Raw genomic sequence first — 25,794 nt, 5'->3', positions numbered from 1 at the left:
GAAACAAACGGCGCTCTACTAGAACCACGCCTCCCACATCGCGCCGACGTTGAAGTCGTCGAGCGTCTCGTCTTTGGTGTTATTCACGCGCGCGGTGCGTGCGTTATCCACCTTGCCGCCGGTCACGTAGAAGCGCAGCATCGGACGGAACTCTGGCCCCATGGCGATAGACATGTTCTGCGACAGGGTCAGCTTCCAGCCCTTATTATCGCCGCCGTTGTCGTAATCCACGTGCTGCCAGCCCGCTTCCAGCCAGGTGGAGTGAACGTCGTTCCACCAGTGCATCGGACGCACGATGGCGTTGTAGTTCTTACGGTTGTCGGTCTTATCACGGCTGTTGTCGTAGTCGTGGAAGGCGAGGATGTACTCCACCTGCGTGGCCTGGGTGAATTTGTACAGCCCTTCGAAGCTGGCGTAGACCGTGGTCAGGTCTTCGGTTTTATTGAACACGCTGTTGTCCGAGTTATCGGAGTAGCGGGCAATCACCTTGTTCACGCCGCTGTCGTTGGTGTGGCTCAGCACCACGCCGCCCTGCCAGGCGTTCAGACGCTCATCGCTCTCCACCGCTTTTGAATCAAAGCCGTAGTTGGCGTACAGCTCCAGATCCAGCGGACCGAGCTTCATACCGTGGATTTTAGAGGTGGCCGCGTAGTTACCTTTGTCGCCCGTGCCGGACCCGCCAGTACAGGTGATGCGTGACGGGTTCGCTTCGTCTTCCATCACTTCCGGGCTACAGGATTCCACTGCCGCCACGGCAGCGACGTCAAACTGCACGCCGCCGATATCGAAGTTCTTCACCCCGGCGCCCTGGCCGTCGTGGTTCATCCAGAAGTAATCGTTGATGCCCTGCTGCGGACGCTGGTGGAAGTCGCGACCGGCCCAGAAATAGGCATTCGGGTTGGAGGCCATAATATTGGTCACCCCCGCGTAGGCCTTTTTCAGGTTAACTTCGTCGCCCCAGTGGTCGATCATCACGTTGATGTCCCAGATGGCGCCGTTTTCGCCCTTGAAGGCTTTAGAGAGCTGGAACTCGCCGCCGTTGCCTTCGTTACCCAGACGACCAATTGCGGACGCGCCGTTGTAGGAGCCATCGACCGCCACATATTTCTGATCGGCGGCCTGGAAGTGCGCGCCATAGCGGGCGTAGCCGGTAAATTTAATCCCGAACGGAATCGCCATGTCCGGGGATTGCGCCGCGCTCTGCGGCTCGGTCACCACGTCCGCTTTTTTCGCGACGGCGGCATCCATTTTGGCCTGACGTTCGGCCAGGGCTTTATCCACCGCTTTCGCCACAATGGCGTCGATTTGCTCCTGCGTGAATTCCTGGGCGAGCACGGAAATTGGGCAAAGCGCGGCGATAACCGCCATAGTTAATGGAAGTTTTTTAATCGTATTCATGGTTATCTCAATATAGTTTAATTTTATTCAGACAATAACCATCCCGCTCCGATCTGACAGAATATGTCGCTATCATCAGAACAAGTGGATTTCTAGTTTTAGGTACAGAGGTATTACAGTAATTTATTTCGCCATAGACTATCTCTGATATAAATGAATAATTTCTTCGGATAATTCACGCGCTAATAAGGAGTTCATTAAATGATCCTGCGCGTGCACCATAATTAAGGTCATCGGCTGGCGGGCTTCGCCCGCGTCCTGCTCAATCAGTTTGGTCTGCATCTTGTGCGCCTGACGCGCGTAGCCGTCGGCTTCGCGCAGCAGGCTTTTGGCTTCGTCAATGTTGCCCTGGCGCGCCGCGTGCAGCGCTTCAAAGCACAGGCTGCGGGACTGCCCGGCGTTGACGATAATTTCCATTACGGCTTCTTCTAGTGCGATCATCATCATTACTCTTTATCAAAGCTATTATTTAAGGCGGTGGCGGCAAACCACTCCCCGCTTTTCTTAATGGTGCGCTGCTGCGTCTCCAAATCGAGCTGGATAAATCCGTAGCGATTTTTATAGGCATTACACCACGACCAGTTATCAATAAATGTCCACATATGGTAGCCAAGACAATTACACTCTTCGCTTATGCCTTTATGCAGCCACGTTAAATGCTCAGATATAAAATCAATGCGGTATTGATCGTTAATCTGGCCATTTTCAATAAAACGTTGCTCGTTTTCGACGCCCATGCCGTTTTCAGAAATAAAGCAGCGGGGGTTGCCGTAATTGTCGCGCAGGTTAATCAGAATATCGTAAATACCCGGCGCGTAGATTTCCCAGCCGCGGTAGGGGTTCATCTTGCGGCCCGGCATCTCGTAGCTATCAAAGAACCATTCCGGCATAAACGGCGACTGCGGGTTCACCGCGCTGTCGCGACACTTCACGCGACGCGGCTGATAGTAGTTAATGCCGAGCAGGTCGATTTTCCCTTCCGCAATCAGGAAACCGTCTTCCGGCTTGCAGGCGGGCAGCTGGTCGTAAGATTTCAGCAGCGCCACCAGATCGGCCGGGTATTCGCCGCGCAGGACCGGGTCGAGGAAGCTGCGGTTAAACATCAGATCCGCAACGTGCGCCGCCTTCACGTCTGCCGGGTTCTGCGAACGCGGATACGACGGCGTCAGGTTCAACACGATGCCGATCTCCCCCGCGTAGTGCCCGGCGCGGTAGGCCTGAACCGCCTTCGCATGGGCCAGCACCGTGTGATAAGCCACGGTGGCCGCCCGGCGGAAATCCACTACGTTGGGGTAGTGGAAGTCGTACAGATAACCGCCTTCCACCGGCACGATCGGCTCGTTGAAGGTAAACCAGTGCAGCACGCGGTCGCCGAACAGCTTGAAGCAAATCTGCGCATAGCGGGCGTACGCGTCCACCACTTCACGGTTTTCCCAGCCGCCTATCTCCTGCATCGCCATCGGCATGTCGAAATGGAACAGGGTGATAAACGGCGTGATGCCGTGTTCATTCAGCTCATCAATGACCTGATTATAAAAATCGACCGCGTCCGGGTTCACTTCACCGATACCGTCGGGGATCAGGCGTGCCCAGCTAATCGAGGTGCGAAAGCTGTTGTGGTTCAGCTGTTTCAACAGCTGAATGTCCGTTTTCCAGTACTGATAAAACGTGGAGGTCTGCTGCGGCCCCACGCCGTTGTGAAAACGGTTAGGCTCGCGGGCAAACCAGTAATCCCACGTGGTTTCCCCCTCTCTTGCCCCTTCCGTCTGGAGAGCGGAGCTTGCGCTGCCCCACCAGAAGTTATCGGGAAATGCGTATTTCATGACTCTTCCTCTTTGACTTAATTGCTGGCGGCTTCAGCGTTGCCGACGGTTGCCTGGGCCTTCTGCTCTTCGTTTTTGATGAGCGTACGCTCATAGGCGCGCAGGAACGGCAGGTACATCAGCGCGGACATCACCATGCAGACCAGGCACATCACCACCGGGCTGAGCGCCCAGTTTGCCGCCCATGAGGCGCCAATCGGCGCGGGCGTAGTCCACGGGGTTAACGAGACCACCTGTGCCAGCCAGCCGAGCTTCGTGGCGCCGTACGCCAGGCAGGCGTTGACCAGCGGAACGAACACGAACGGGATAAACAGCATCGGGTTCATGATGATCGGCGCGCCGAACAGAATCGGCTCGTTGATGTTAAAGAAGCTTGGCACCACGCCCATTTTGCCGATGGTGCGCAGGTGGGTAACGCGGCTGCGCAGCAGCAGGAAGGCCAGCGGCAGGGTGGAACCGACGCCGCCAATCAGCAGGTAGTGATCCCAGAAACCTTGTAGATAAACGTGCGGCAGCGCCGCGCCTGCGGCCAGTGCCGCCTGGTTTGCCGAGAGGTTCGCCATCCAGAACGGGTTCATGATGCCGGTAACAATCAGCGAGCCGTGGATACCCGCGAACCAGAAGATCTGGCACAGCAGCACGGAGAGCAGAATGGCGGGCAGGGAGTCAGACGCGGACACCAGCGGCTCCAGCAGGTGCATGATCGCCTGCGGGATAATCATCCCGGTCTGCGCTTCAATGAACAGGTTCAGCGGGTGCAGCGTGCCGATCACCACCATCACCGGGATCAGGATCTCAAACGAACGCGCCACGCCGGTGGGCACTTCCTTTGGCAGGCGGATGGTGACGTTGTTCTGCTTCAGCCAGGCGTACAAGCGGGTTGAGTAAATGGCGGCGATCAGCGCGGTGAAGATGCCCTGGCCGGAGAGGTACTGGGTTGAGATTTTGCCGTCGGCATACGGCGCGGCGACCAGCAGGAAGGCCATAAAGGCCAGCAGGCCGGACATCACCGGGTCGAGGTTAAACTGACGCCCCAGGCTCGCCCCAATCCCTACCGAGATGAAGAAGGTCATCACGCCCATGCTGAGGTTAAACGGCAGCATCAGCTGTTCGCGGTAGGTTTGGGAAAAATCCAGCCAGCCGCGGGCGAAGCTGTTGGTGGTATCCGCCGAGAACGGCGGGAAGATGAACACCAGCATAAACGAGCCGATGATCATAAACGGCAGCGCGGCGGTAAAGCCGTCGCGGATGGCAATCACGTACTTTTGCTGACCGAGCTTCGCGGCCAGCGGGGTAATTGACTGCTCAATCACCGCAACCATGGATTGATATAACGAACTCATGTGAACACCTTTTAGTGTGCCGCTTCGATGAGCGACAGAGCAAAGTCCAGTACTTTATCGCCACGCTGCATGCCGTAGTCCATCATGTCGATGGGCTGCACCGGAATGCCATGCGTCGCCGCCTTGTCTGAGAGTGTCTGTAACATGTATTTCACTTGCGGTCCGAGAAGTACCACCTGGTATTGCGGAAACTGCGTATCAAATTCGGAAACACCGTACGCATCAATCTTCACCGACAAACCACGTTCTTTCGCGACATCGACCATTTTGCTGACCAACAGGCTGGTGGACATCCCGGCAGAGCAGCACAGCATAATCTTGAACATCGACAACCATCCTCTAAATGTAAAAAGTTATTGCGAGGATGATTGGACATGATACGGAAACCGGTTTCCATTCATAAAAGACAGAACTGTGACAACCATCAAGATCCAATACTTATGAGGCTAATTAACCGGATGCAGGTCACATAATTTGGCTGTTTTGACATCATTTGGAGTGGAAACGGAAAATCGGTTTCCATGGAAAACGGAAACGGATATACTCCGCTCTGGCTATAATGTGAGCCGAAGCGGTCATGGAATTTGCAGGCGCGAGGTAAGCCTGCCAGGGGAAAGAGATGTCGACAATCAATGATGTATCACGTCTTGCCGGGGTGTCTAAAGCCACGGTATCGCGAGTGTTGAGTGGGTCGCGTGGCGTAAAGGAAGCCAGCCGTCAGGCCGTTCTGAAGGCAGTGGATGAGCTTAACTACCGGCCTAATGTGATTGCCCAGTCGCTGCTGAGCCAGTCTACGGGCTGTATCGGGGTGATTTGCGCCCAGGAAAACATTAACCAGACCACCGGTTATCTCTACGCGCTGGAAAAACAGCTCAGCCAGCATCAAAAACACCTGCTGCTGCGTTTCGCGCACAGCAAAGCGGAAGTGATGCACGCTCTTGAGGAACTCTCCTGCGGGCTTTGCGATGACATCCTGGTGATTGGCGCGCGTTTCCCGCTGGACGTCGACATGGACAACGTCATTCTGGTGGACTGCATGGAGTCTGATAATTCCAACAGCATCCAGTTCGATCACGCCTTTGCCGCCGAAACCGCCTGTAACTACCTGACCAGCCAGGGGCGACGCCAGATTGCCCTGATCCATCCGCACGGCAGCGGTTTTGCTGACCAGGTGCTGCTCGGCTACAAGCACGCGCTGGAGAAAAATTTCCTGCCCTTTAATCGCAACCTTGTGTTCATGGACGCGACCTCGTCGTCCGTTGCGCTACAGGAGCTGCTGAATAACGCCAGCACGCTGAACTTCAACGCGCTGCTGGTGGCGGACGAGCAGGAAGCCCAGCGGGTAATCCCGCAGCTGCAGGCGTTTAATAAATCCGTGCCGGACGACATTATGGTCTTTAGCCTGGCCGGATCGCTGCACCTGCCGGGTATTCCGGTGATCCCGGCGATTGAATATTCTATGGATGCCATGGCGGCGCGTATCGTGAGCTGGCTGACGGAGAAAACGCAGATGCTGGGTTCGTATGTGCTGCGCGGGGATTTGATCATTCCAGACGTGCGTAAGCGTTAAACATGTTGTGTAGGCCGGGAAAGGCGCAGCCGCCACCCGGCGAGAAGCACGTTTCCAGCCCTCAGTAATCTTCCATACAATCCACCTGACCAATCGCCGCCCAGTAGGCGTCCAGGTTGTCACGCTTCACGGCGGTAACGGCATTTTTGATCAGCAACTGATTGGCCTCGGAGGACAAAATCATCGCCTGCCAGGCCTTATCGCTCTGCTTTTTCTGTGGCGTACAGGTTTTCTTAATATCTTTCAGGACCTGCTGCTTTATTTGCGCCTCTTTCGCCGGATCCTCCTTTTCCTGAGCATGGACAAACGCGGCGAAGAGCAGACAAACCAGCAGGCAGACCAGGTGCGCAGCTTTCATCAACAACCCCCTTTAGAAGTCACAGGCTTCCCATGAAATATATCGTTACATTCAGTGTAGCGACTCCAGTCGAAAGTATGAATTTTCTCCACGATGCGTGTGTGAGATAGTGAAACGGCACAGATAACAAGGAGAAAAAATATGCACCTGAGCATTACTCATGCGGTTACGGCGCAGGAAAAAGAAGAGTTACTGGTTGGCCTGAGAGCGTATAACGGACAGTTTCTCGATCTGACAAATTTTAGCGGCGACGTTGGCGTTTACGTGCGGGACGAAAACGGCAACATGCTCGGCGGGCTCATTGGGGTGCGCAAAGGCGACTGGCTGAATATCGACTTTCTCTGGGTGAGCGATGCCGTGCGCGGATCCGGCGTGGGCAGCCAGCTCATCAGGACGGCCGAAGAAGAAGCCAGGCGCAAAGGCTGCAAGCACGCGCTGGTCGATACCGCCAGCTTCCAGGCGCGTCCGTTCTATGAAAAACAGGGGTACCAGCTGCAGATGTCTTTGCAGGATTATCCGTACCCGGGCATGCAGCGACATTACCTGGCGAAAGCCCTTTAAGCCCTTAATCTGTAGGCCGGGTAAGCGCAGCGCCGCCCGGCCATACCCGCATATAACTTATCCTTCTTATTGATTCTTTTTCGGTTTTTATTTCCCCGCCTCGTTGTCGATATAGTCACTACAACATTCAGCAAAAGGAACTGTCTTGTGAAACGTCGATTGGGTGCTCTGGTACTGGCTGGCCTGCTGCTGGCAGGGTGCGATCAAAGTGGCAGCGATGCCAAACACATTAAAGTCGGCGTCATCAACGGCGCCGAACAGGACGTGGCGGAAGTCGCCAAAAAGGTGGCAAAAGAGAAATATGGCCTGGACGTGGAGCTGGTGGGCTTCAGCGGCTCGCTGTTGCCTAACGATGCCACCAACCAGGGGGAACTGGATGCCAACGTCTTCCAGCATCGCCCGTTCCTTGAAGAAGATAACAAGGCGCATGGCTATAAGCTGGTGGCCGTGGCGAACACCTTTGTTTTCCCGATGGCCGGCTATTCCCGCAAAATTAAATCCGTGTCTGACCTGAAGGACGGGGCAACCATTGCCATTCCAAACGACCCGACCAACCTTGGCCGCGCGCTGTTGCTGTTGCAAAAAGAGAAACTCATTACCCTTAAGCCGGACACCGGGCTGCTGCCCACGGCGCTGGATATTACCGCCAACCCTAAGCAGCTGAAAATTATGGAGCTGGAAGGGGCGCAGCTGCCGCGCGTGCTGGACGACCCGAAAGTGGATGTCGCCATCATCAGCACCACCTATATCCAGCAAACCGGGCTGTCACCGGTGCATGACAGCGTCTTTATTGAAGACAAAAACTCGCCGTACGTGAACATCGTGGTGACGCGCGAAGACAACAAGGACGCGGAGAATGTGAAGGCGTTTATCCAGTCGTATCAGTCACCTGAAGTGGCAAAAGCGGCTGAGACGATCTTTAACGGCGGGGCAGTGCCGGGCTGGTAAACGATGTGACAGAAAACAGGTTGCTTCTCTTGGCCCGATTCCATCGGTAATCGCCCTTTAGCCCACAGCGTCAATTGCGACGGCTGGCTATCCTCCTTATCACACCAACAGGAGGATAGCCCATGAACATTACCCACATTCGCAACGCCACCCAGCTTATTTCCTACGCCGGAAAACATCTTTTAATCGACCCGATGCTGGCCCCAAAGGGTGCTTATCCGGGCTTCCCGGGTACGGCGTATGCCGAACGCCGTAACCCGACGGTTGAACTCCCCGTTGACGTCAACACGCTGCTGGACGCCGACGCGGTGATCGTCACCCATACCCATGACGATCACTGGGATCGCGCCGCGGCAGAGCTGATCGCCAAAGACAAACCGATCTACGTGCAAAACGACCGTGACGCCGCGCTGCTGCGCAGTCAGGGATTTAGCAACCTGACGGTCATGACCGACGCGAGCACCTTCGGCGATATTCAGATTACGAAAACCCGCGGCGGCCAGCACGGGACCGATCGCGCTTATGCCGTGCCGGAGCTGGCGGAACGGCTGGGCGAGGCCTGTGGCGTGGTGCTGCGTCATCCTGATGAGAAGACGCTCTATATTGCCGGGGATACCGTCTGGCGTGACGAGGTAGGGGCCGATCTGCAAAAACACCAGCCGGACGTGGTGGTACTGAACGCCGGCTATGCCCACGTCATTGGTTTTGGGCCCATTATTATGGGGCAGGAGGACGTGCTTAACGTTCATTTCCTGCTGCCGCAGGCTAAAATTGTGGCGAGCCATATGGAGGCCATTAACCACTGCCTGTTGACCCGCAGCGCGCTGCGTGAATACGTTGAAGCTAATCAGGTGAGTGACACAGTGAGCATTCCCCAGGATGGCGAAACCGTTATTTTCTGAGTGCGTTAAAGGGAAAGGAGAGACAGATGTCGCTAATCAACGTCGCGATTGTCGCGGTAGACGGGTTCAGCCCGTTTCACTACTCCGTTCCCTGCATTCTGTTTGGCGATTCGGTCTCCGGCGAAAAGCGCTTTAACGTAACGATTTGCGCCGAAACGCCGGGGTTCCTTACCTCAAAAGACGGATTTGCTCTCAACGCCACGCAGGATTTTACCGCCATTGGGCAGGCCGATATTGTTGTCGTTCCCTACTGGCAGCACGTTCTGGAACGCCCGCCGCAGGTGCTGCTCGACAGCCTGGTGCAGGCGAGAGACCACGGTGCAGAAATCGTCGGGCTGTGTCTGGGATCGTTTGTGCTGGCCTGGGCGGGGATCCTCGACGGCAAACGTGCGGCCACCCACTGGGAGTTCGAACGTCAGTTTCAGTCGCTCTTCCCGAACGTCCAGCTGGATATTAATGCCCTTTACGTGGATGACGGCAATATCATCACCTCCGCCGGTACTGCCGCTGCCCTCGACTGCTGCCTGTATATCATTCGCCAGCGCTTTGGCAGCGTGGTCGCCAACCAGATTGCCCGCCGGATGATTGTTCCGCCCCACCGCGAGGGCGGGCAGGCGCAGTTCATCGCCCAGCCGGTACCCAAAGATACCCGCGACGGACGCATTAACTGCCTGATTGACTACCTGCAGCAGCACATCACCGAACCGCATAGCCTGGACTCCCTGGCGGAGGTGGTTTCGATGAGCCGCCGCACCCTGACCCGTCATTTTATTAAAGCCACGGGATTGAGCGTCGCCGACTGGCTTACCGCCGAACGCCTGCGGCGCAGCCAGATTTTGCTTGAAGCCGGAAATATGCCGATTGAGCGCGTGGCCGAGCTGGTGGGATTTAATTCCGCCGTCACCTGGCGACAACAGTTTAAAGCACGTTTTGGGGTGAGCCCCGCAGAATGGCGAAAAACGTTTCGTCTTCATACCTAATGTATTACGGCTAACTCAAGATTTAAGAGTGAGTTAAACAATTTCTTATTTTCTCTTAATATCCTTTTCACTTTTCTGAAAGAACTATTAATTTTAGGTGCCCTAATGCAAATTAGATATACTCGCCTTAAGAATGCTCTTATATTACAAAAATAATCATTGCGGACGTTTTTGTGGCATGGATGAATAGCTCCAAAATAAAAAATAGAATAATTTCATTAGTAAATTATGCTGCTGCTATCTTATTGGCTGTCTTTTTTTTAGCGCGCGCCAATGCTGCGCCGCTGTCGCCAGCCGATCGCGATTCCATTCAACAGCAACAGCAGCAGCTTTTATTACAGAACCAGCAACAGCGTGAAGAGCTGGAGCGCAGTATTCCTCGCCCCACGCCTGCCAGGCCGCTGCCTGTTACCGGCTCCGGGCCCTGTTTCACCATTCATACCATTACCCTTTCCGGTGCGACCTTAATCCCCCCGAAAACCCGGCAGACCCTTGTCGCGCCGTGGCAGGGCCGCTGTCTGGATATGGCGAAAATAACGGAACTTCTCGCCCATATTTCTGACTGGTATATCAGCCGGGGATATATCACCAGCCGCGCTTTTCTTACCGAGCAGGATCTCTCCGGCGGCCAGCTGAATATTGTTGTGCTGGAAGGCAGACTGGAAGCGATCCGTCTGGAAGGCGAAACGCCGCGCATGCTGAAAATGGCGTTTCCGGGACGGGTGGGCGGCATTCTTAATTTACGCGACATCGAACAGGGCATGGAGCAAATTAACCGTTTGCGTACCGACCCGGTTCAGATTGAAATTCTTCCGGGGACGCAGGCCGGATATTCCATCGTTAATCTCACGGCGAAACCGGAATTTCCCTTAAGTGCAACCGTAAGCCTGGATAATAGCGGGCAGAAGAGTACCGGGGAAGATCAGCTGAGTGGCGTGCTCACCGCGAATAATATGCTGGGGCTGGCGGATAAATGGTTTGTCAGCGGCGGGCGCAGCAGTGATTTTGCCAGCGCGTACGATGCGCAGAATTTCCAGGCGGGCGTCAGCGTGCCGTTTGGCTACGGATTACTGGACTACAGCTACGCCTGGAGTAACTACCGGACCACCATCAGTAACCAGGGGTTCAACTGGCTCTCCACGGGCGATACCAGAACCCACCGCGTTAACGCGTCCTGGGTGGTCTTCCGCAACGGGGATGTCAAAACCGGCATTGCGGCAGGCGTGGTTCAGCGCTCCAGCCGCAACTGGCTTAACGACGCGCCGCTTCAGAGCAGCACGCGCAACCTCTCCAGCCTGGTCCTGGGCATTACGCATACGCAAAAAATGCTGGGCGGCGTGGCGACGTTCAACCCGACCTGGAGCCACGGCATGCCGTGGTTCAGTGCCGAAACCGACGAAGATAAGTCCGGGGATATGCCGCGGGCGGAATTCCGCAAATGGAGTCTGAACGCCAGCTTCCAGCGGCCGATTACCCGTAATGCCTGGTGGCTGACCAGCGCCTACGGCCAGTGGTCGCCCGACCGGCTGTACGGCTCCGAGCGCCTGACGCTCGGCGGCGAAAGCTCCGTGCGCGGTTTTAAAGAGCAGTACCTGTCCGGGGACAACGGCGGCTACTGGCGTAACGAGCTGGGGTATTCCCTCTTCACCCTTCCGGTGATTGGCGCGGTGAGCGCAACGGTCGCCATTGACGGCGGCTGGCTGGAAAAAGACCGTCAGGACCGCTTTGCCTCCGGCACGTTATGGGGAGGCTCGGTGGGGCTGAGCAGCGCAGGGCGCTGGTACAGCAGCCAGATTTCGGTCGGGACGCCCCTGCACTACCCCGACTGGCTCGGCCCGGATCATGTGAGCGTTAACTGGCGCATTGCCTTCATGCTTTAAGAGACTCTACGACTATGGATACCCGTCACCCACCCGTTCGTTTCTCGCAGCGTCTGATCAGCTGGATTGTCTGCGGCTTAATGGTCTGGCAGCCGATGGCACCTGCCGTCGCGGCGGCGCTGACGCCGACCGGGCAGACCACGGTCGATCGGGCGGGGAACGGGGTGCCGGTCGTCAACATCGCCACGCCCAACGGGGCGGGTATCTCGCATAACCAGTTCGGTGAGTATAACGTCGGCAAAGAGGGGCTTATCCTCAATAACGGCACGGACCGTTTAACCCGGACCCAGCTGGGCGGGCTTATCCAGAACAACCCCAACCTGCAGGCCGGGCGGGAAGCGAAAGGCATTATCAACGAAGTCACGGGCGCCAGCCGCTCGCAGCTGCAGGGCTACACGGAAGTCGCCGGTAAAGCAGCAAACGTTATGGTGGCCAACCCGTACGGCATTACCTGTAACGGGTGCGGATTTATCAACACCCCGAACGTCACCCTGACCACGGGGAAACCGCAGTTCGACGCCAGCGGTAACCTGCAGGCGCTGGAGGTGACGAAAGGCGCCATCACGGTTGAAGGCCAGGGGCTGGATGCCAGCAAGAGCGACGCGCTGTCGATCATTGCGCGCGCGACGGAAGTGAACGCCGCGATACATGCGAACGACCTGACGGTAACGGCAGGGGCGAACCGCGTGGGCGCGGACGGCAGCGTCAAACCGATTGCCGGTGAGGGCGCCGCGCCCGTGGTGGCCGTGGATACCGGCGCGCTCGGCGGGATGTATGCCAACCGTATCCGCCTGGTCTCCAGCGAGACGGGCGTGGGAGTGAACCTCGGCAACCTCACCGCGCGCCAGGGCGACATTCAGCTGGATGCGGGCGGCAAACTGACGGTCACGAACAGCCTGGCCAGCGGCTCGATTACCGCGAATGGCGCGGGAGTGGCCCTCAGCGGCAGCCATCAGGCCGGGGGTGCGCTAAATGTGACCAGCTCGCAGGATGTGGAACTCAATAACAGCACGCTCGCCAGCCAGGGCGATATGCGCCTTTCCGCAGCGGGAAAAGTGCAGGTGACGGGCGGCGGGACAAACAGCGCGGGGGCGCTTGTGGTCAGCAGCGGGCAGGGGATGACGCTCAGCAATACCTCCCTGGTCTCCCGCGGCGCGGCGACGCTGGACAGTAAAGACACCCTGACCGTCAGCGGCGGCGGCGTGTCGGCACAGGGCGGGGCGCTGACCGTCACGAGCAGTCAGGGAATGGCGCTTGCGGATGCGACGCTGACGGGTCAGGCCGACACCACGCTGTCCACCGGTGGCAGCCTGACGCAGCGCGGCGGCAGCGTCACCAGCAAGGGCGCGCTCAGCGTGGCGGCCGGAAAAGATATCACGCTGACGAATACCCGCAGCGGTAGCGATGCCCGCGCGACCCTCAGCAGCGGCGGTACGCTGACATCCACGGGCAGTGCGGTCTCGGCAGGGGAGAGTCTGGCCCTGAGCGGCGGACAGATGGTGCTGGACGGCCAGAGCCGGGCCGATGCCACGGGCGATATCCGCCTGACGGGCAGCACCGTCAGTAACCAGGGCCAGGTGAATGCGGGGCGCGACGTTGCGCTCTCCGGCGACAGGGTGTCCAGCAGCGGCCAGCTGGCGGCGAAAGGTCATCTGGACGTGAACGCCGGAGACCTGACAAACGGCGGCACGGCGCAGGGCAGCGACGTCACCCTCAGGGGGCAGACGGTCACCAATAACGGCACCCTGCAGAGCGCCGGTAACCTGGCGCTAAGCGCCGGAACCCTGGAGCAGCGGGGCACGCTGAGCGCGAAAGGCAATGCAAACGTCACGGCGCAGCAGACCCTGCGTAACGGCGGCAGCCTGCTGGCTGACGGCGCGATGGACGTGACCGCAGGCTCGCTTGAACAGAACGGCACCCTGTCCGGCGCGACGGCGCTGACGGCGCAGGCCGGCACCCTGACCAGCGGTCAGGCGTCCCGCACCACCAGCCAGGGCAATGTACAGCTTACCGCGACCCGCAGCGCCAGCCTGAACGGGCAGACGGACGCGGCGGGGGCATTAACCGTCAGCACCGGCGACCTGACCACCGGCCAGGATGCGCATCTGCAGAGCGGGCAGGGGCTCTCTCTGCAGGCGCAGAATGCCGCGCTGAACGGCACGCAGGCGGCGAAGGGGGCCCTGTCGGTGACGGCGGGCACGATTGCGCACGCCGGGAAATCCACCGGTGACACGCTGAGTTTTAACGCGACCGGCGACCTGACCAGCGGCGGAGAGCTTACCGCCAGCGCCATCGCGCTCGGCGGACAGAACATCCTCCAGTCCGGCGTCGCAAAAGCGGACCGCATGACCCTGACGGCCCCCGGGCGCATCACCAGCAGCGGTACGCTGGTTGCCGGTACGCTGGCGCTGGACGCTGCCTCGGTGGAGAACAGCGGACTGCTGCAGGGGACCACCCTGCTCGGCCTGAAGACCGGGTCACTCACGAACCTCGCGGGCGGGTCGGTCTACAGCACGCAGGATTTAACGCTGAACGTTCCGGTACTGTCTAACAGCGGGCTTATCACCACCGACGGCACGCTGCGCATGAAAGGCGACACGCTGACAAACCTGGGCGAAATCAACGGCGTCAGCCTGAGCAGCGACTATCTCAGCCTGACCAACACCGATACCGGACGCCTGCTGGCGGACGACCGGCTCACCCTGAACGGCACTGCGTTTTCTAACGCGGGCAATATAGCGGCCAGCGACCTGCACATCACGGCGGACAGCCTGCAGAACCAGGGCACCGTTGAGGGGGACTCGGCGCTGACGCTCGGCGTGGCAGACCTCACTAACCGTGGCGCGCTGCGCAGCAGCGGAACGCTGACGCTTAACGGCGACACGCTGGCCAACAGCGGCGAGCTCAGCGCCACCGCGCTGCTGCTGAACCTGACCCGCCAGGCCAGCAACGATGCCGGCGGGCGGGTGATTGCCCGGAACGGCCTGACGCTGACCGCCGCCAGCCTGACGAACAGCGGGCTGATGGCCGGTACCGACGCGCAGTTTAACAGCGCGTCGGTGACCAACGGCGGCACGCTGCAGGGGACACATTCCCTCACGGCGACCGGGGCACAGCTCAGCAACCAGCAGGCGGGCATGCTGCTCTCCGGCGGCGCGCTCGACCTGCACCACACCACCCTGAACAACGCCGGGCTGCTGCAGGGCAACACCCTGAACCTGGCCACCGGCGAGTGGATCAACACCGGCAATGCGCTGAGTGAAGCGGGTATCACTGCGGCGGTGACGGGCGCGTTGACCAACAGCGGCAAGGTGCTCAGCCAGCAGGCGGCGGACGTCCAGGCCGGCAGGACCGATAACCGGGGCCAGCTGCTGGCAAAAGTGCTGACCCTGCGGGGTGACCTGCAGAACAGCGGCCTGCTTCAGGGGAGCAGCACGCTGGCCTGGTCCGGGAACACCTTCACGAACCAGCCTCAGGGCCAGGTGACGGGCGGCGAGACCCTGACCCTGAGCGGACAAACCCTCAGCAACGCGGGCAGCCTTCAGGGGCGCAGCGCGACGCTTGAGGCCGGGAGCCTGAATAACCAGGGCAGCGTTCAGGCGCTGGACGGCCTGACCCTTTCCACGACCGGCAGGCTGGATAACACGGGCGCCCTGCTCAGCCAGAACCTGTTCACGCTGACGGCGGCGCAGCTGTTCAACGACGGCCAGCTGGCCGGGAAAGCGCTCACGGTGAAGGCCGCGCAGCTGAACAACACCGGGATTCTTCAGGGCAACGACACGCTGGCGCTGACCACCCGCGCGCTGAGCAACGGCGCCACCGGGCAGCTGGTGAGCGGCAGTCCTCTGGACTTATCCCTCGACACGCTCGATAACGCCGGTCTGCTGCTGGTGAACGGCGGTTTCACCCTGAGGGGCAGCGACCTGACGAACCGGGGCGATATTCAGGCGCAGAGCCTGGATTTGGGCCTGAGCAATGCCCTGACCAGTACCGGGAACATCGTGGCCACCGAAGATGCCAGGCTTAACGCGACGACGCTGACCAGCAGCGGCACGGTGGCGGGCAAAACGCTGACCGCAGGCGGTATTGAGCTGCGCAACAGCGGCCTGATGCAGGGCAGCAACGCGGTTAACGCCACCGCCGACCGCTTTATCAACGAGCTGAACGGTAAATGGCTCTCCGGCGGCGGCTTCACGCTGACGGGCGGACAGCTGACCAACGCCGGTACGCTGCAGGGTGCGACGCTGGACATGACCGGCACCACCCTCACCAACAGCGGCACGATGAACGGGCAGACGGGACTCAGCGGCACGCTCAGCGGGGCGTTAACCAATACCGGGCTGCTGCAGAGCGGCGGCACGACCGCCTTCACCGCGGACACCCTGGCGAACCCGGGGCGCATCACGGGCGGTACGCTGTCCCTCACTGCCCGCGATATGAACAACGGCGGGCTGATGCAGGGAACGAACGGCCTGGCGCTCACCGGCACCACGCTGACCACGGGCGCGACCTCGCGCACCCTCTCGGGCGGCATGCTGACGCTGGATGCAGGCCAGCTGACCACGCAGGGCACGCTGCAGGGGAACGGCGCGGACATCAGCGCCAGCGACTGGACGCACGGCGGGTCTCTGCTCAGCCAGGGAACGCTGACGGCCACGACCGGCGGCACGCTGACCTCAACCGGCTCGCTGATGAGTCAGGGCCGGGCGGATATCACCGCACAGACGCTGGATAACCGCGGGCAGCTCCTCAGCGAGGGCGATGTGACGCTCGGCGGCAGCACGCTTAAAAACAGCGGCACCGTGCAGGGGAACACCCTCGCGCTGCATCAGAGCAGCATTAACAACCAGGGCACCTTAACCGGTCTGCAGAGCCTGACCGTTCAGGGGCAGCAGCGGCTGATGGCGCGCATGGCGATGGCCGTGCCGCAGCAGGAGCTGATTAACGGCGCAGGCGGCAAGCTTCTCACCCAGGGCGCGCTGACGATTGCGTCCGGCGCGGTGGCCAACGCCGGCAGCTGGCAGGCACAGAACATCCTGCTTAACGCCCGGTCGCTCACCAACAGCGGCGCGGTGCAGAGCGCCGGTGCGCTGCAGATGACGCTGGCCGACACGCTCACCGGGACTACGGGCAGTAAGATTACCGCGCTGGGTGCGGCAACGCTGCAGGCCGCCACGCTGGCGAACCAGGGCCAGTGGGCGGCGAAAAACCTGACGCTGACCGGCGGCACGCTCAGCAACAGCGGCGCCATCAGCGGCGTGAATGGCCTGACCCTCAGCCAGACCGGCGCGGTCAGCCAGCAGTCTGGCGGCACCCTGCTGTCCGGCGGGGCGCTGAACGTCACGGCGGCCTCCGTCACCAGCGACGGCAAAATGCAGGGGGGCACGCTCGGCATCACCACCGGGGCGCTCACCAACAACGGACGTCTGCAGGGCGATAACGGCGCGACGCTGGCCCTCAGCGGGACGCTGACCAACAACAGCGGAGGCGAAATCGTCAGCCGCGATGCGCTGACGCTGACCACGCCCGCGCTGTTTAACTACGGCCTGATCCAGGGCGGCGGCGAGACGCGGGTGACAGCCTCCTCCCAGGCGCGTAACGACGGCAGGCTGCTTTCCGGCGCGCGCCTGACGCTCGGCACGCCGCAGTTCACCGGCACCGGCTGGCTGCAGGCCACCGACCTGATACTCAATGCGGCAAACGCCATCAACGGCGGCACGTGGGTGGCCGACCGGGCCACCCTGACCGGCACCACGCTTGCCAGCCAGGGCACCACCCAGGCGGGACAGCTGACGGTTAACTATGGCCAGCTGAACAACAGCGGCACGCTGCTCGGCAACGCGCAGCTGAACATTAATGCCGACCAGGTGACCCAGAGCGCGGGCGGTAAGCTGCTGAGCGGCGGCAACCTGTGGCTGCAGAGCCGGGGGCTGGACCTCACCGGCCAGCTGGTCTCCCTGGGGGACTTAACGCTGCAGCTGACGAACGCGTTTACCAGCCGGACCGCCGTGGCGGCAGGCAGAACCCTCACCATCAACAGCGGCGGCGACATCGATAACCGCAGCGTGCTGCAGGGGCAGGCGGTCAACCTGAATGCGGGCGGGCAGCTCAGCAACAACGGACAAATCACCACCGGCGGCGGCGCGAGTACGCTCTCCGGCAGCAGCGTGGCGCTGAACGCCGCGGGCTCGGTGCAGGGCGGGGGCGATATCACCGTGGCCAGCCGGAGCAATATTACCGTGGACGGCTTCACCGGCACGCGCGGCTCGCTGACCCTGAGCGCGCCGGGCGCCATCGTCAACACCGCGCTGCTGTACGCGGCGAATAACCTGGCGCTGTTTGCCGACAGCATCACCAACCAGCGCGGCGACATCATGGCGGGAAACAACCTGTGGATGCAGCGGGATGCGGCAGGGAATGCGAACAGCCAGGTGGTGAACACGTCTGGGAATATTGAGACGCAGAATGGGGATATTGCGATCAGGACGGGGCATTTGCTGAACCAAAGGGATGGTCTGGTGGTGCTTAACAGCAAAACCGAAAACCTGATGGAGCAGGTCAAGTGGTTGAAGGACGGCTATGCGGATATCCCTCTTTCTGAGCTGATCGCGGGAACCGATTATGGCTATATCGTCATGGAATCCTGCAGCGGCGGTGGCAGTCCTGGGCACGGAGCTGGTCCTACATGCAGGGATATAGCTACTCCGATGCCGATGAAAAACAGTCCGGCGAAAGAGATTGCGATTTTACGAACGACACAAACTGTGTCCGCAAATGGTGGAGCGGGACGGATTAGTTCAGCCCAGGGGATGGTCATTCAGGCGGGACAACTGGAAAATAATGCCAGTACACTGCTTGCCGCGAAAGATATGTTCCTTTCTGGTACGACTCTGCAAAATCAGTCATGGACTGATGGTACGGTGACGCGTTACAGGACATATGTTGCCGACCGTGAGCAATATAATCGTAAAGCAAATCCCTCCGCGTCGGTCGACGCAGATGTTTATAAGAAGACCCCCATTCACTATGTTGCACAGGGTGATGATCGGGACGAAGGATCCGGAGGAACAATATATCGTTCCGTCATCCAGGCGGGCGGTAACGTCACCGCAAACTTCACCAGCAACATCAGCAACACTAATACCACCGCCAATGCTGGTGGCGTCAGCAACGTCATCTCCACGCCGTCGCTGAACACCCTCAGCAACCAGAGTGTCGGTAGCGGCGTACAAAAACAGGGGCTGAACGCTACCGGCACCGTGGCGGTGAACTCGCCGCAGTGGAACGATCAGCTCCAGGGTGCGCTACAGCAGCTTAACGGCGGCGGCGCGCTGGAAAACGGCGGCGCGTCCGGCACGCCTCTCAGCAATATTGGCACCAGGCAGAAAGGCAACGCGAACCTCGGCCAGCTGGGCGCACTGGCGAACGCCGGGGTCACCACCGCCGATCTCCGAACCGCTCAGGGCGGCGCCGTCGGGCATTATCAGGGCCAGCGCGTCGATACCAGCGCTTACCCGCTGCCGTCGGGCAACAACGGCTATTTCGTCTTCTCCGATAACCCGAAAAGCCCGTACCTGATCAGCATCAACCCGAAACTGAACGGTCTCGGACAGCTTGATCCCGCCCTGTTTGCCGATCTGAACGCGATGCTCGGGGTCAAACCGTCGTCTACGGCGCCGCAGGAGACGCGGCTGGCGTTTACCGACGAGAAGCAGTTCCTCGGCTCGTCTTACATGCTCGGCCGTCTCAACCTGAACCCGGATTACGATTACCGCTTCCTCGGTGATGCGGCGTTCGATACCCGCTATGTCTCCAACGTGATGCTCAACCAGACCGGTAACCGCTACCTGAACGGCATCGGTTCCGATCTGGATCAGATGCGCTATCTGATGGATAACGCCGCGGCGGCGCAGCAGTCGCTGGGCCTGCAGTTTGGCGTCTCGCTGACCGCCGATCAGATTGCCGCGCTCGACCACAGCCTGCTGTGGTGGGAGAAAGCCACCGTCAACGGTGAAACCGTGATGGTGCCGAAACTCTACCTGTCGCCGAAGGACGTCACCGTCAATAACGGCAGCGTAATCGCGGGCAACAACGTCACCCTGAAGGGCGGCGACATCACCAACAGCGGCAGCTCGCTGCTGGCGAAAAACAGCCTGACGCTCGACAGCCAGAACAGCATCAGCAACCTCAACAACGGCCTGATGAAAGCAGGCGGCGATCTGAACCTGAGCGCCATCGGCGATATCAATAACATCAGCTCCACCATCAGCGGCAAAACGGTCGCGCTGGAGAGCCTGGACGGCAGCATCAACAACCTGACCCAGGTTGAGCAGATTGATATCAACGCCGGAGGGAAGTACGGCAAGATCGGCCTGAAAGACACCCTGCTGGGCAACACGGCGTCTATTACCGCGCAGGATGGCCTGTCGCTTGAGGCGGGGAAAAACATCACCGTTACCGGGGCGAACCTGGCCTCCGGCGGCGATATGCTGCTGAACGCGTGGGGCGATATTGCCGTCAACGCGAATCAGATCAACGACGCATTCAGCTCCAGCCGGGCGAAAACCAGCCGTTCGTCCGTCACGTATCAGGGCAGTAACGTCACCGCGGGCGGCAACCTGCTGGTGAACGCCGGGCACAACCTTGACGTGACCGCCAGCGACCTGAAGGCGGGCGGCAGCGCGGGGCTGAGCGCGGGCAACGATCTCAATCTGAACGCGGCACAGACCAGCGAAAGCAGCCGTAAAGGGAAAAGCGAGTCCCACAGCACCGGGCTCGACCGCACCACGATTTCCGCAGGCGATAACCTCGTGCTGAAGGCCGGGCAGGATATCAACGCTCAGGCCGCCGCGCTGGCAGCGGAGAAAAGCGTCGGGCTGCAGGCGGGTCGCGACGTGAATCTGGCGGCGGAAGAGACCACGCAGGGCGATAGCTATAAGTCAGGCAAGAAAACCGTCATCAACGAATCGGTACGCCAGCAGGGAACCGAGATCGCCAGCGGGGCGAATACCCAAATCCTCGCCGGGCGCGATGTCACCACCGAAGCTGCGCAGGTAACGGCGAAGGGTGATATCGGCGTGGCGGCGGGCCGCGACGTCAATCTCAATACCGCAACCGAAAGCGATTATCACTACAAAGAGCAGACCAAAACCAAAAAAGGGTTCCTGAGCAAGAAAACCACCCACACCATCGAGGAGAACAGCGCGACGCGTGAATCCGGCTCATTGCTGAGCGGCGATAACGTGCAGGTGGTGGCGGGCAATAACCTGCTGGTGAAGGGATCCGCCGTGGCGGGCGACGGCGACGTGAAGCTTAAGGCGGGCAACAACGTCGATATTGTGGCAGCGACGAACAGCGATACCTCCTGGCGCTTTAAGGAAGAGAAAAAATCCGGCCTGATGGGCTCGGGCGGGATTGGTTTCACCATCGGCAGCAGCAAAAGTACCCAGGATCTCCGTGAGAAGGGCACCACCCAGAGCCAGAGTTTCAGTACGGTGGGCTCGACGGGGGGGAGCGTTGATATTGCCGCCGGTAATCAGCTGCATGTCGGCGGCGCGGATCTGGTGGCTGGCAAAAATATGGCGCTCACCGGAGACAGCGTGACGATCGAGCCGGGCCACGACAGGCTCACCAGTGATCAAACCTTCAAGCAGAAAAGCAGTGGCCTGACGATTGCCCTCTCCGGCGCAGTGGGTGACGCGGTGAACACTGCGGCCAGCACGGCAATGGCGGTGAAAGACCAGAGCGATGGCCGTCTCGCCGCACTTCAGGCGACCAAAGCGGCACTGTCGGGTGTTCAGGCCGTGCAGGCCAACCGTCTCGCTGAAGCGGCTAACGGCAGCGATCCCACCAACAATGGCGCGTTCGGCGTGATGGCCTCCATTGGCGGACAGTCCTCTAAATCCACCTCACACTCGGAGCAGGACAAAACGACCGGCAGCACGCTGAATGCCGGGGGTAACCTCGCCATCACGGCGACAGGTCAGGGCAACGCTGCCAACAGCGGTGATATTACCGTGGCGGGCAGTCAGCTGAAGGCTGGCAAGGATCTGACGCTCAATGCGGCTCAGGATATCAACCTGACGAGTGCAGCCGACACCAACAAACTGACGGGCAGTAACTCCAGCAAGGGTGGCTCAATCGGGATCGGTATTACCGCCGGTCCGAATGGCGCGGGCATCACCGTCTCTGCCAGCGTAAACGCCGCCAGAGGCAGCGAAAAAGGCAATGGAACCTCCTGGAACGAAACGACGCTGGATGCCGGACAGAACGTCAACCTGACCAGCGGCCGCGATACGGTACTTAAAGGCGCGCAGGTCAACGGCGATAAGGTCACGGCGGATGTCGGGCGCGACCTGACCCTCAGCAGCCTGCAGGATAGCGACAAATACAACAGCAAACAGCAGAGTATGAATGCGGGTGCAAGCTACACCTGGGGAGCGGGCAGCGGTAGCGGCAGCTTTAGCATCAGCCGCGACAAGATGAAGAGCAACTACGACTCGGTCCAGGAGCAGACCGGGATCTTCGCTGGCAAAGGCGGCTTTGATATTAACGTTGGCAACCATACGCAGCTGGACGGTGCGGTGATTGCCAGCCGTGCTGATGCAGACAAAAACCGTCTTGAGACCGGTACGCTGGGCTTTACGGACATCAACAATAAGGCGGAGTATAAGGTTGAACATCAGGGTGTCGGCTTCAGCAGCGGCGCCGGGGTTGCGGGTAATCTGGTTAGCAACATGGCCAGCACAATGCTGGCAGGAATGGGCGGCAGCGGCCATGCTGAAGGGACCACGCAATCAGCGGTAGCCGACGGTGCTATCATTGTTCGCGACCAGGCTAACCAGAAGCAGGACGTCAGCACGCTCAGCCGTGACACTGACCATGCCAACGGCAGCATCGACCCGATCTTTAACAAAGAGAAAGAGCAGAAACGCCTGCAAACCGCGCAAATGATTGGCGAGATCGGCAATCAGGTTGCGGATATTGCGCGCACCAACGGCAAGATTGCGGCCACGGAAGCGGCCAACGAGAAGATGAAAACCGCGGGCAGCGATGCGCGTAACGCCGCCATCAGCCAGCTGAAAAAAGACGGTAAAGAGGTTACCGATCAGGCGATTCATGACCAGATGTACCAGACCTTCTATAACGAAGCGTTTAACCAGTCTGGCATGGGAACGGGGCAGAGCACCCAGCGCGCCATCACGGCAGCAACGGCGGCCATCCAGGCGCTGGCAGGTGGCGATATTAAAGCTGCGATTGCGGGCGGTGCCGCGCCGTATATCGCCAATGCCATCGCGAATGCCATCCCGGAGAAGGATCTTAAGGGACGCGTGCTGGCCCATGCGGTTGTCAACGCCGCACTTGCAGCCGCTTCCGGCAGAGATGCGGCGTCCGCTGCAGCCGGTGCAGCGGTGGGTGAGCTGGCTGGTAAGATTGCGGTTGACGGTTTTGGCAAACAGGTCAGCGAACTGAGCGAGGAAGAAAAACAGGCGGTATCTGCGCTGGCGACACTGGCTTCTGGCCTGGCTGGTGGGCTTGTCGGAGACAGCAGCGCGAACGCGGTAGCGGCGGCTCAGGCGGGCAAGACGACGGTTGAGAATAATTATCTTAGCAGCAAACAGATAGATGCCTGGTCTGCTGAAATGAAGTCCTGTCAGGCCAGCGGCGGTGACTGTGATGGCATTATCAGAAAGTATGAGGAATTAAGTACCTCCCAGCAACAGCAGCTTATCAGTTACTGTGCGGCCAATCCGGCGACCTGTCAGCAGAAATATGGTGATGTGCTGGCTGATAGCATGGCGGTGAAGCATGCGCTGGATAAAGCACTGGGTCAGGACATTCCGGCAAAGATGGCTTATGATCTTACTGCAACATGGATGCATCAGATCCAGGCCGATGGAGTTATTTCAACCAACAAAGTCTCGGAAGCCCTTCAGAAAGATTATGGTCTGGATGCGATTCAGGCTGATATTGTAGCTGGTGCGGCGGCGGCAGCTTTCGGAGGAGTTAGTAAATATCAGCCGAATAAAGGCGCGATTGGAAATATGGGTGAATTTTTCAAGCAACCCGGTTTTGGTAGCCAAATGAAAGATAATGCTCAGAAAACTAGTCAGATATTTCAGGGGCAGAGTATTTATCAAGCGAAGAAGCCTGTTGGAGATTATATTGCTAAAGGCGATAAGTACTATCTTGATGGGCTACATAAAGATCATATCGAAGTTTTTGATAGTAAAGGAAAAGTTAAAGCTGTCCTGAATATTGATGGTTCGTTTAATGATGCAAAGACCAAGGCAGCTAAAGCCGAAGGTCGGAGATTGCCTAAATGATTGATATCAGTAATTTAGATAAATTTAAAGATGTCTATTTGGAGCTGTTAAAGCATGAGGCAGGGGAAGAACTCGTTGAGGATGATCTTTATTTGGCTGAAGATTATTCAATAGTTGAAAGTTTTCAAAAGAATATGAAAAATCTTAACTTAACAATCGAGCTGTTTTTTGCTGCAAAAGAAAATAAAGATGAATTAGCAATGCAGGCAGCATTGTTACGGATATCAACTTTTTTATCAGGAATATCTGGGATTTTTGAACAAACGAGAGAAGATATTGATCGTTATGTCAAAATTCCCCATGTAGCCGATTTCCCAGAGAATTATAAAATACCAGAGCACTATAATTATCCTATTAAGTAAGACAGATCCCGGCCATAGAGCCGGGATCGTTTTATCGACCGCTTCTTACCCACAATGCCCGTAGCGTGTACGGTCGAAAAGAAGCCTGATTGCTGGGAAGATATTGTTAACTTATTAGCCAAAGTTCATTTATTTAGTGGTTGTGTAACCGTCGACAGATTAGACTGCGAAGGTTATTTAATCTCAGAAGTACAAGTAAGAATGGAAAAAGGTTTCTATCTGGTTACGTTTTTGAACGAAGATGATGAGGTTATGTCAATTACTGATTTAACACAACCAGATGAAAAAGTGTTAATTTTCGGAGATTACTGGCCAGCAAGTCAGCTTACAAAAAATTATGATCTTGTTGTCAGGATCTTTAGGGAGTTCTTCGATACTGGCAATGTATCAAAGGAACTTCTTAATTGAAATATAAATCCAAGATTTCGGCGTCCGCAGTGATGCTGTAGTTTGCTTATATGATGGTGGCGCGATAGACCTTGTGTCACGGCAGGGCGGTAGCGTCTGTGGCCCCAAAAACGCTTAACAGCGCAAAAATCCTGGACATAAAATACAACAGGGAAAAGCAGTTGTAACCAACTGAAAGAAAATGGAAAAGTGGTTGCGGTGGCTGAGTTCGCACCGGAAAGAGTTGTTGTTGAGAATAACTCGCTGAGTGATGTTGCTGAATATCTGGCAACGGGTAAAAAGCCGGAGGACAGATACAAGGATGCGCAGCAGCAACTGAAAAACGCGGTTGACGAGTTTAAGGCGAAGAACTGCGCCGGACTCAGTGCAGCGGTCTGTGGTGCGAAAATGGACGCCCACCGGGATGAACTGCTGGCAGGTTTTGCGGAAGCAGGCTGCGACTTTATCCCTCTTTACGGGGATATCAAGAGCTTTAAGGAAGCGGACAGTGCGCTGGGCTATCTGGCGGCCGTTATCGATATCATGCCAGGACTGGGTGATGAAGCTGGGGCTTTACTAAAAGGTGTAGATAAGGCACTCAAAGCGGGCGATCTTGAAACTGCGTCTAAACTAATCAATAAAGTCAGTGATGAAATTTCTCGATATCTTCCTGGTCCAGGGAAAATATCCGTACCAACTTCTGGTGTTGGCGCTAGTGCCAAGTTCTCAGTAACTAATGCACAGATTGGGAAAAACTTGGTAAACATGTTGAAGATTTTGGTGGGAATGCATCAAATGCGGCCGAGCGAGAACGTGTTTTAAGTATTATAAATGATATAGGCTCTAATCCAGATAAAGTTGTTGCAGGGAAATTTGCAGGGCAAGGAGCAGGAGCAGGAGCCAGTCGTGGTGATGTATTCTTCAGAATAAAAGGAAATGATGTTGTTGTTACTCAA

At 58.2% G+C, this 25,794-nt stretch carries 16 protein-coding genes; 10 read left to right on the top strand and 6 right to left on the bottom strand.

From position 1 onward, the window contains the following. Nucleotides 1-18 precede the first annotated feature (18 nt). The 5 genes from AC0TN7_RS05885 to AC0TN7_RS05865 all read right to left on the bottom strand — a co-directional run bounded on the left by AC0TN7_RS05885 (nt 19) and on the right by AC0TN7_RS05865 (nt 4,890). Nucleotides 19-1,398, bottom strand: a complete 1,380-nt coding sequence (locus AC0TN7_RS05885; RefSeq protein ID WP_023326394.1) for a carbohydrate porin — start codon at nt 1,396-1,398, stop codon at nt 19-21. Nucleotides 1,399-1,536: 138 nt separating this feature from the next. Then, the gene (locus AC0TN7_RS05880; RefSeq protein WP_008500136.1) at nt 1,537-1,839 is read right to left on the bottom strand and encodes a PTS lactose/cellobiose transporter subunit IIA; all 303 of its coding nucleotides are present in this window, start codon (nt 1,837-1,839) and stop codon (nt 1,537-1,539) included. A 5-nt stretch (nt 1,840-1,844) separates the two neighbouring features. Next, nucleotides 1,845-3,221, bottom strand: a complete 1,377-nt coding sequence (locus tag AC0TN7_RS05875) for a glycoside hydrolase family 1 protein (RefSeq protein WP_473701923.1) — start codon at nt 3,219-3,221, stop codon at nt 1,845-1,847. 17 nt (nt 3,222-3,238) lie between these two features. Further along, on the bottom strand, nt 3,239-4,564 hold the full coding sequence (locus AC0TN7_RS05870) for a PTS sugar transporter subunit IIC (protein ID WP_473701922.1): 1,326 nt from the start codon (nt 4,562-4,564) through the stop codon (nt 3,239-3,241). Nucleotides 4,565-4,575: 11 nt separating this feature from the next. Continuing rightward, on the bottom strand, nt 4,576-4,890 hold the full coding sequence (locus tag AC0TN7_RS05865) for a PTS sugar transporter subunit IIB (protein ID WP_021242703.1): 315 nt from the start codon (nt 4,888-4,890) through the stop codon (nt 4,576-4,578). Nucleotides 4,891-5,183: 293 nt separating this feature from the next. Here AC0TN7_RS05865 and AC0TN7_RS05860 point away from each other — a divergent pair, with 293 nt between their 5' ends. Continuing rightward, nucleotides 5,184-6,134: a LacI family DNA-binding transcriptional regulator gene (locus tag AC0TN7_RS05860; RefSeq protein WP_023293714.1), complete on the top strand. Its 951-nt coding sequence runs from the start codon at nt 5,184-5,186 to the stop codon at nt 6,132-6,134. Between the two features lie 61 nt (nt 6,135-6,195). Here AC0TN7_RS05860 and AC0TN7_RS05855 read toward each other — a convergent pair whose 3' ends face one another. Further along, nucleotides 6,196-6,492: a YicS family protein gene (locus AC0TN7_RS05855; protein ID WP_023326396.1), complete on the bottom strand. Its 297-nt coding sequence runs from the start codon at nt 6,490-6,492 to the stop codon at nt 6,196-6,198. 141 nt (nt 6,493-6,633) lie between these two features. Here AC0TN7_RS05855 and AC0TN7_RS05850 point away from each other — a divergent pair, with 141 nt between their 5' ends. The 9 genes from AC0TN7_RS05850 to AC0TN7_RS05810 all read left to right on the top strand — a co-directional run bounded on the left by AC0TN7_RS05850 (nt 6,634) and on the right by AC0TN7_RS05810 (nt 25,660). Continuing rightward, entirely contained in the window at nt 6,634-7,053 is a 420-nt protein-coding gene (locus AC0TN7_RS05850; protein ID WP_473701921.1) for a GNAT family N-acetyltransferase, read from the top strand. Nucleotides 7,054-7,200: 147 nt separating this feature from the next. Continuing rightward, the gene (nlpA, locus tag AC0TN7_RS05845; RefSeq protein WP_061716243.1) at nt 7,201-8,001 is read left to right on the top strand and encodes a lipoprotein NlpA; all 801 of its coding nucleotides are present in this window, start codon (nt 7,201-7,203) and stop codon (nt 7,999-8,001) included. Between the two features lie 122 nt (nt 8,002-8,123). Next, nucleotides 8,124-8,903 carry an MBL fold metallo-hydrolase gene (locus tag AC0TN7_RS05840; RefSeq protein WP_473701920.1) on the top strand — a complete coding sequence of 260 codons (780 nt, stop codon included), beginning with the start codon at nt 8,124-8,126 and terminating at the stop codon, nt 8,901-8,903. Nucleotides 8,904-8,929: 26 nt separating this feature from the next. Continuing rightward, a complete protein-coding gene (locus tag AC0TN7_RS05835; RefSeq protein WP_473701919.1) occupies nt 8,930-9,883 on the top strand; it encodes a GlxA family transcriptional regulator in 954 nt (317 codons plus the stop codon). Nucleotides 9,884-10,065: 182 nt separating this feature from the next. After that, the gene (locus AC0TN7_RS05830) at nt 10,066-11,763 is read left to right on the top strand and encodes a ShlB/FhaC/HecB family hemolysin secretion/activation protein (protein WP_473701930.1); all 1,698 of its coding nucleotides are present in this window, start codon (nt 10,066-10,068) and stop codon (nt 11,761-11,763) included. 14 nt (nt 11,764-11,777) lie between these two features. Next, a complete protein-coding gene (cdiA, locus tag AC0TN7_RS05825) occupies nt 11,778-24,089 on the top strand; it encodes a contact-dependent inhibition toxin CdiA (RefSeq protein WP_473701918.1) in 12,312 nt (4,103 codons plus the stop codon). Then, nucleotides 24,086-24,451, top strand: coding sequence for a hypothetical protein (locus AC0TN7_RS05820; RefSeq protein ID WP_219984292.1), 366 nt, complete (start codon nt 24,086-24,088; stop codon nt 24,449-24,451). Before cdiA ends, AC0TN7_RS05820 begins: the two co-directional genes overlap by 4 nt. A 54-nt stretch (nt 24,452-24,505) precedes the next feature. Next, entirely contained in the window at nt 24,506-24,859 is a 354-nt protein-coding gene (locus AC0TN7_RS05815) for a DUF6911 family protein (protein WP_159125937.1), read from the top strand. A 198-nt stretch (nt 24,860-25,057) separates the two neighbouring features. After that, nucleotides 25,058-25,660, top strand: a complete 603-nt coding sequence (locus AC0TN7_RS05810) for a hypothetical protein (RefSeq protein ID WP_139125337.1) — start codon at nt 25,058-25,060, stop codon at nt 25,658-25,660. Nucleotides 25,661-25,794: the final 134 nt, after the last annotated feature.

This window comes from Enterobacter sp. PL_is511 (genome assembly GCF_055816065.1).
Note: the sequence above shows the minus strand (reverse complement) of the source record. Positions and strands in the feature narration are given on the sequence as shown.

What these genes read in the sequence shown, in the direction of transcription:
- AC0TN7_RS05885 (WP_023326394.1), bottom strand. Translation starts at nt 1,398, where the DNA reads ATGAATACGATTAAAAAACTTCCATTAACTATGGCGGTTATCGCCGCG.
- AC0TN7_RS05880 (WP_008500136.1), bottom strand. Translation starts at nt 1,839, where the DNA reads ATGATCGCACTAGAAGAAGCCGTAATGGAAATTATCGTCAACGCCGGG.
- AC0TN7_RS05875 (WP_473701923.1), bottom strand. Translation starts at nt 3,221, where the DNA reads ATGAAATACGCATTTCCCGATAACTTCTGGTGGGGCAGCGCAAGCTCC.
- AC0TN7_RS05870 (WP_473701922.1), bottom strand. Translation starts at nt 4,564, where the DNA reads ATGAGTTCGTTATATCAATCCATGGTTGCGGTGATTGAGCAGTCAATT.
- AC0TN7_RS05865 (WP_021242703.1), bottom strand. Translation starts at nt 4,890, where the DNA reads ATGTTCAAGATTATGCTGTGCTGCTCTGCCGGGATGTCCACCAGCCTG.
- AC0TN7_RS05860 (WP_023293714.1), top strand. Translation starts at nt 5,184, where the DNA reads ATGTCGACAATCAATGATGTATCACGTCTTGCCGGGGTGTCTAAAGCC.
- AC0TN7_RS05855 (WP_023326396.1), bottom strand. Translation starts at nt 6,492, where the DNA reads ATGAAAGCTGCGCACCTGGTCTGCCTGCTGGTTTGTCTGCTCTTCGCC.
- AC0TN7_RS05850 (WP_473701921.1), top strand. Translation starts at nt 6,634, where the DNA reads ATGCACCTGAGCATTACTCATGCGGTTACGGCGCAGGAAAAAGAAGAG.
- AC0TN7_RS05840 (WP_473701920.1), top strand. Translation starts at nt 8,124, where the DNA reads ATGAACATTACCCACATTCGCAACGCCACCCAGCTTATTTCCTACGCC.
- AC0TN7_RS05835 (WP_473701919.1), top strand. Translation starts at nt 8,930, where the DNA reads ATGTCGCTAATCAACGTCGCGATTGTCGCGGTAGACGGGTTCAGCCCG.
- AC0TN7_RS05830 (WP_473701930.1), top strand. Translation starts at nt 10,066, where the DNA reads ATGAATAGCTCCAAAATAAAAAATAGAATAATTTCATTAGTAAATTAT.
- cdiA (WP_473701918.1), top strand. Translation starts at nt 11,778, where the DNA reads ATGGATACCCGTCACCCACCCGTTCGTTTCTCGCAGCGTCTGATCAGC.
- AC0TN7_RS05820 (WP_219984292.1), top strand. Translation starts at nt 24,086, where the DNA reads ATGATTGATATCAGTAATTTAGATAAATTTAAAGATGTCTATTTGGAG.
- AC0TN7_RS05815 (WP_159125937.1), top strand. Translation starts at nt 24,506, where the DNA reads ATGCCCGTAGCGTGTACGGTCGAAAAGAAGCCTGATTGCTGGGAAGAT.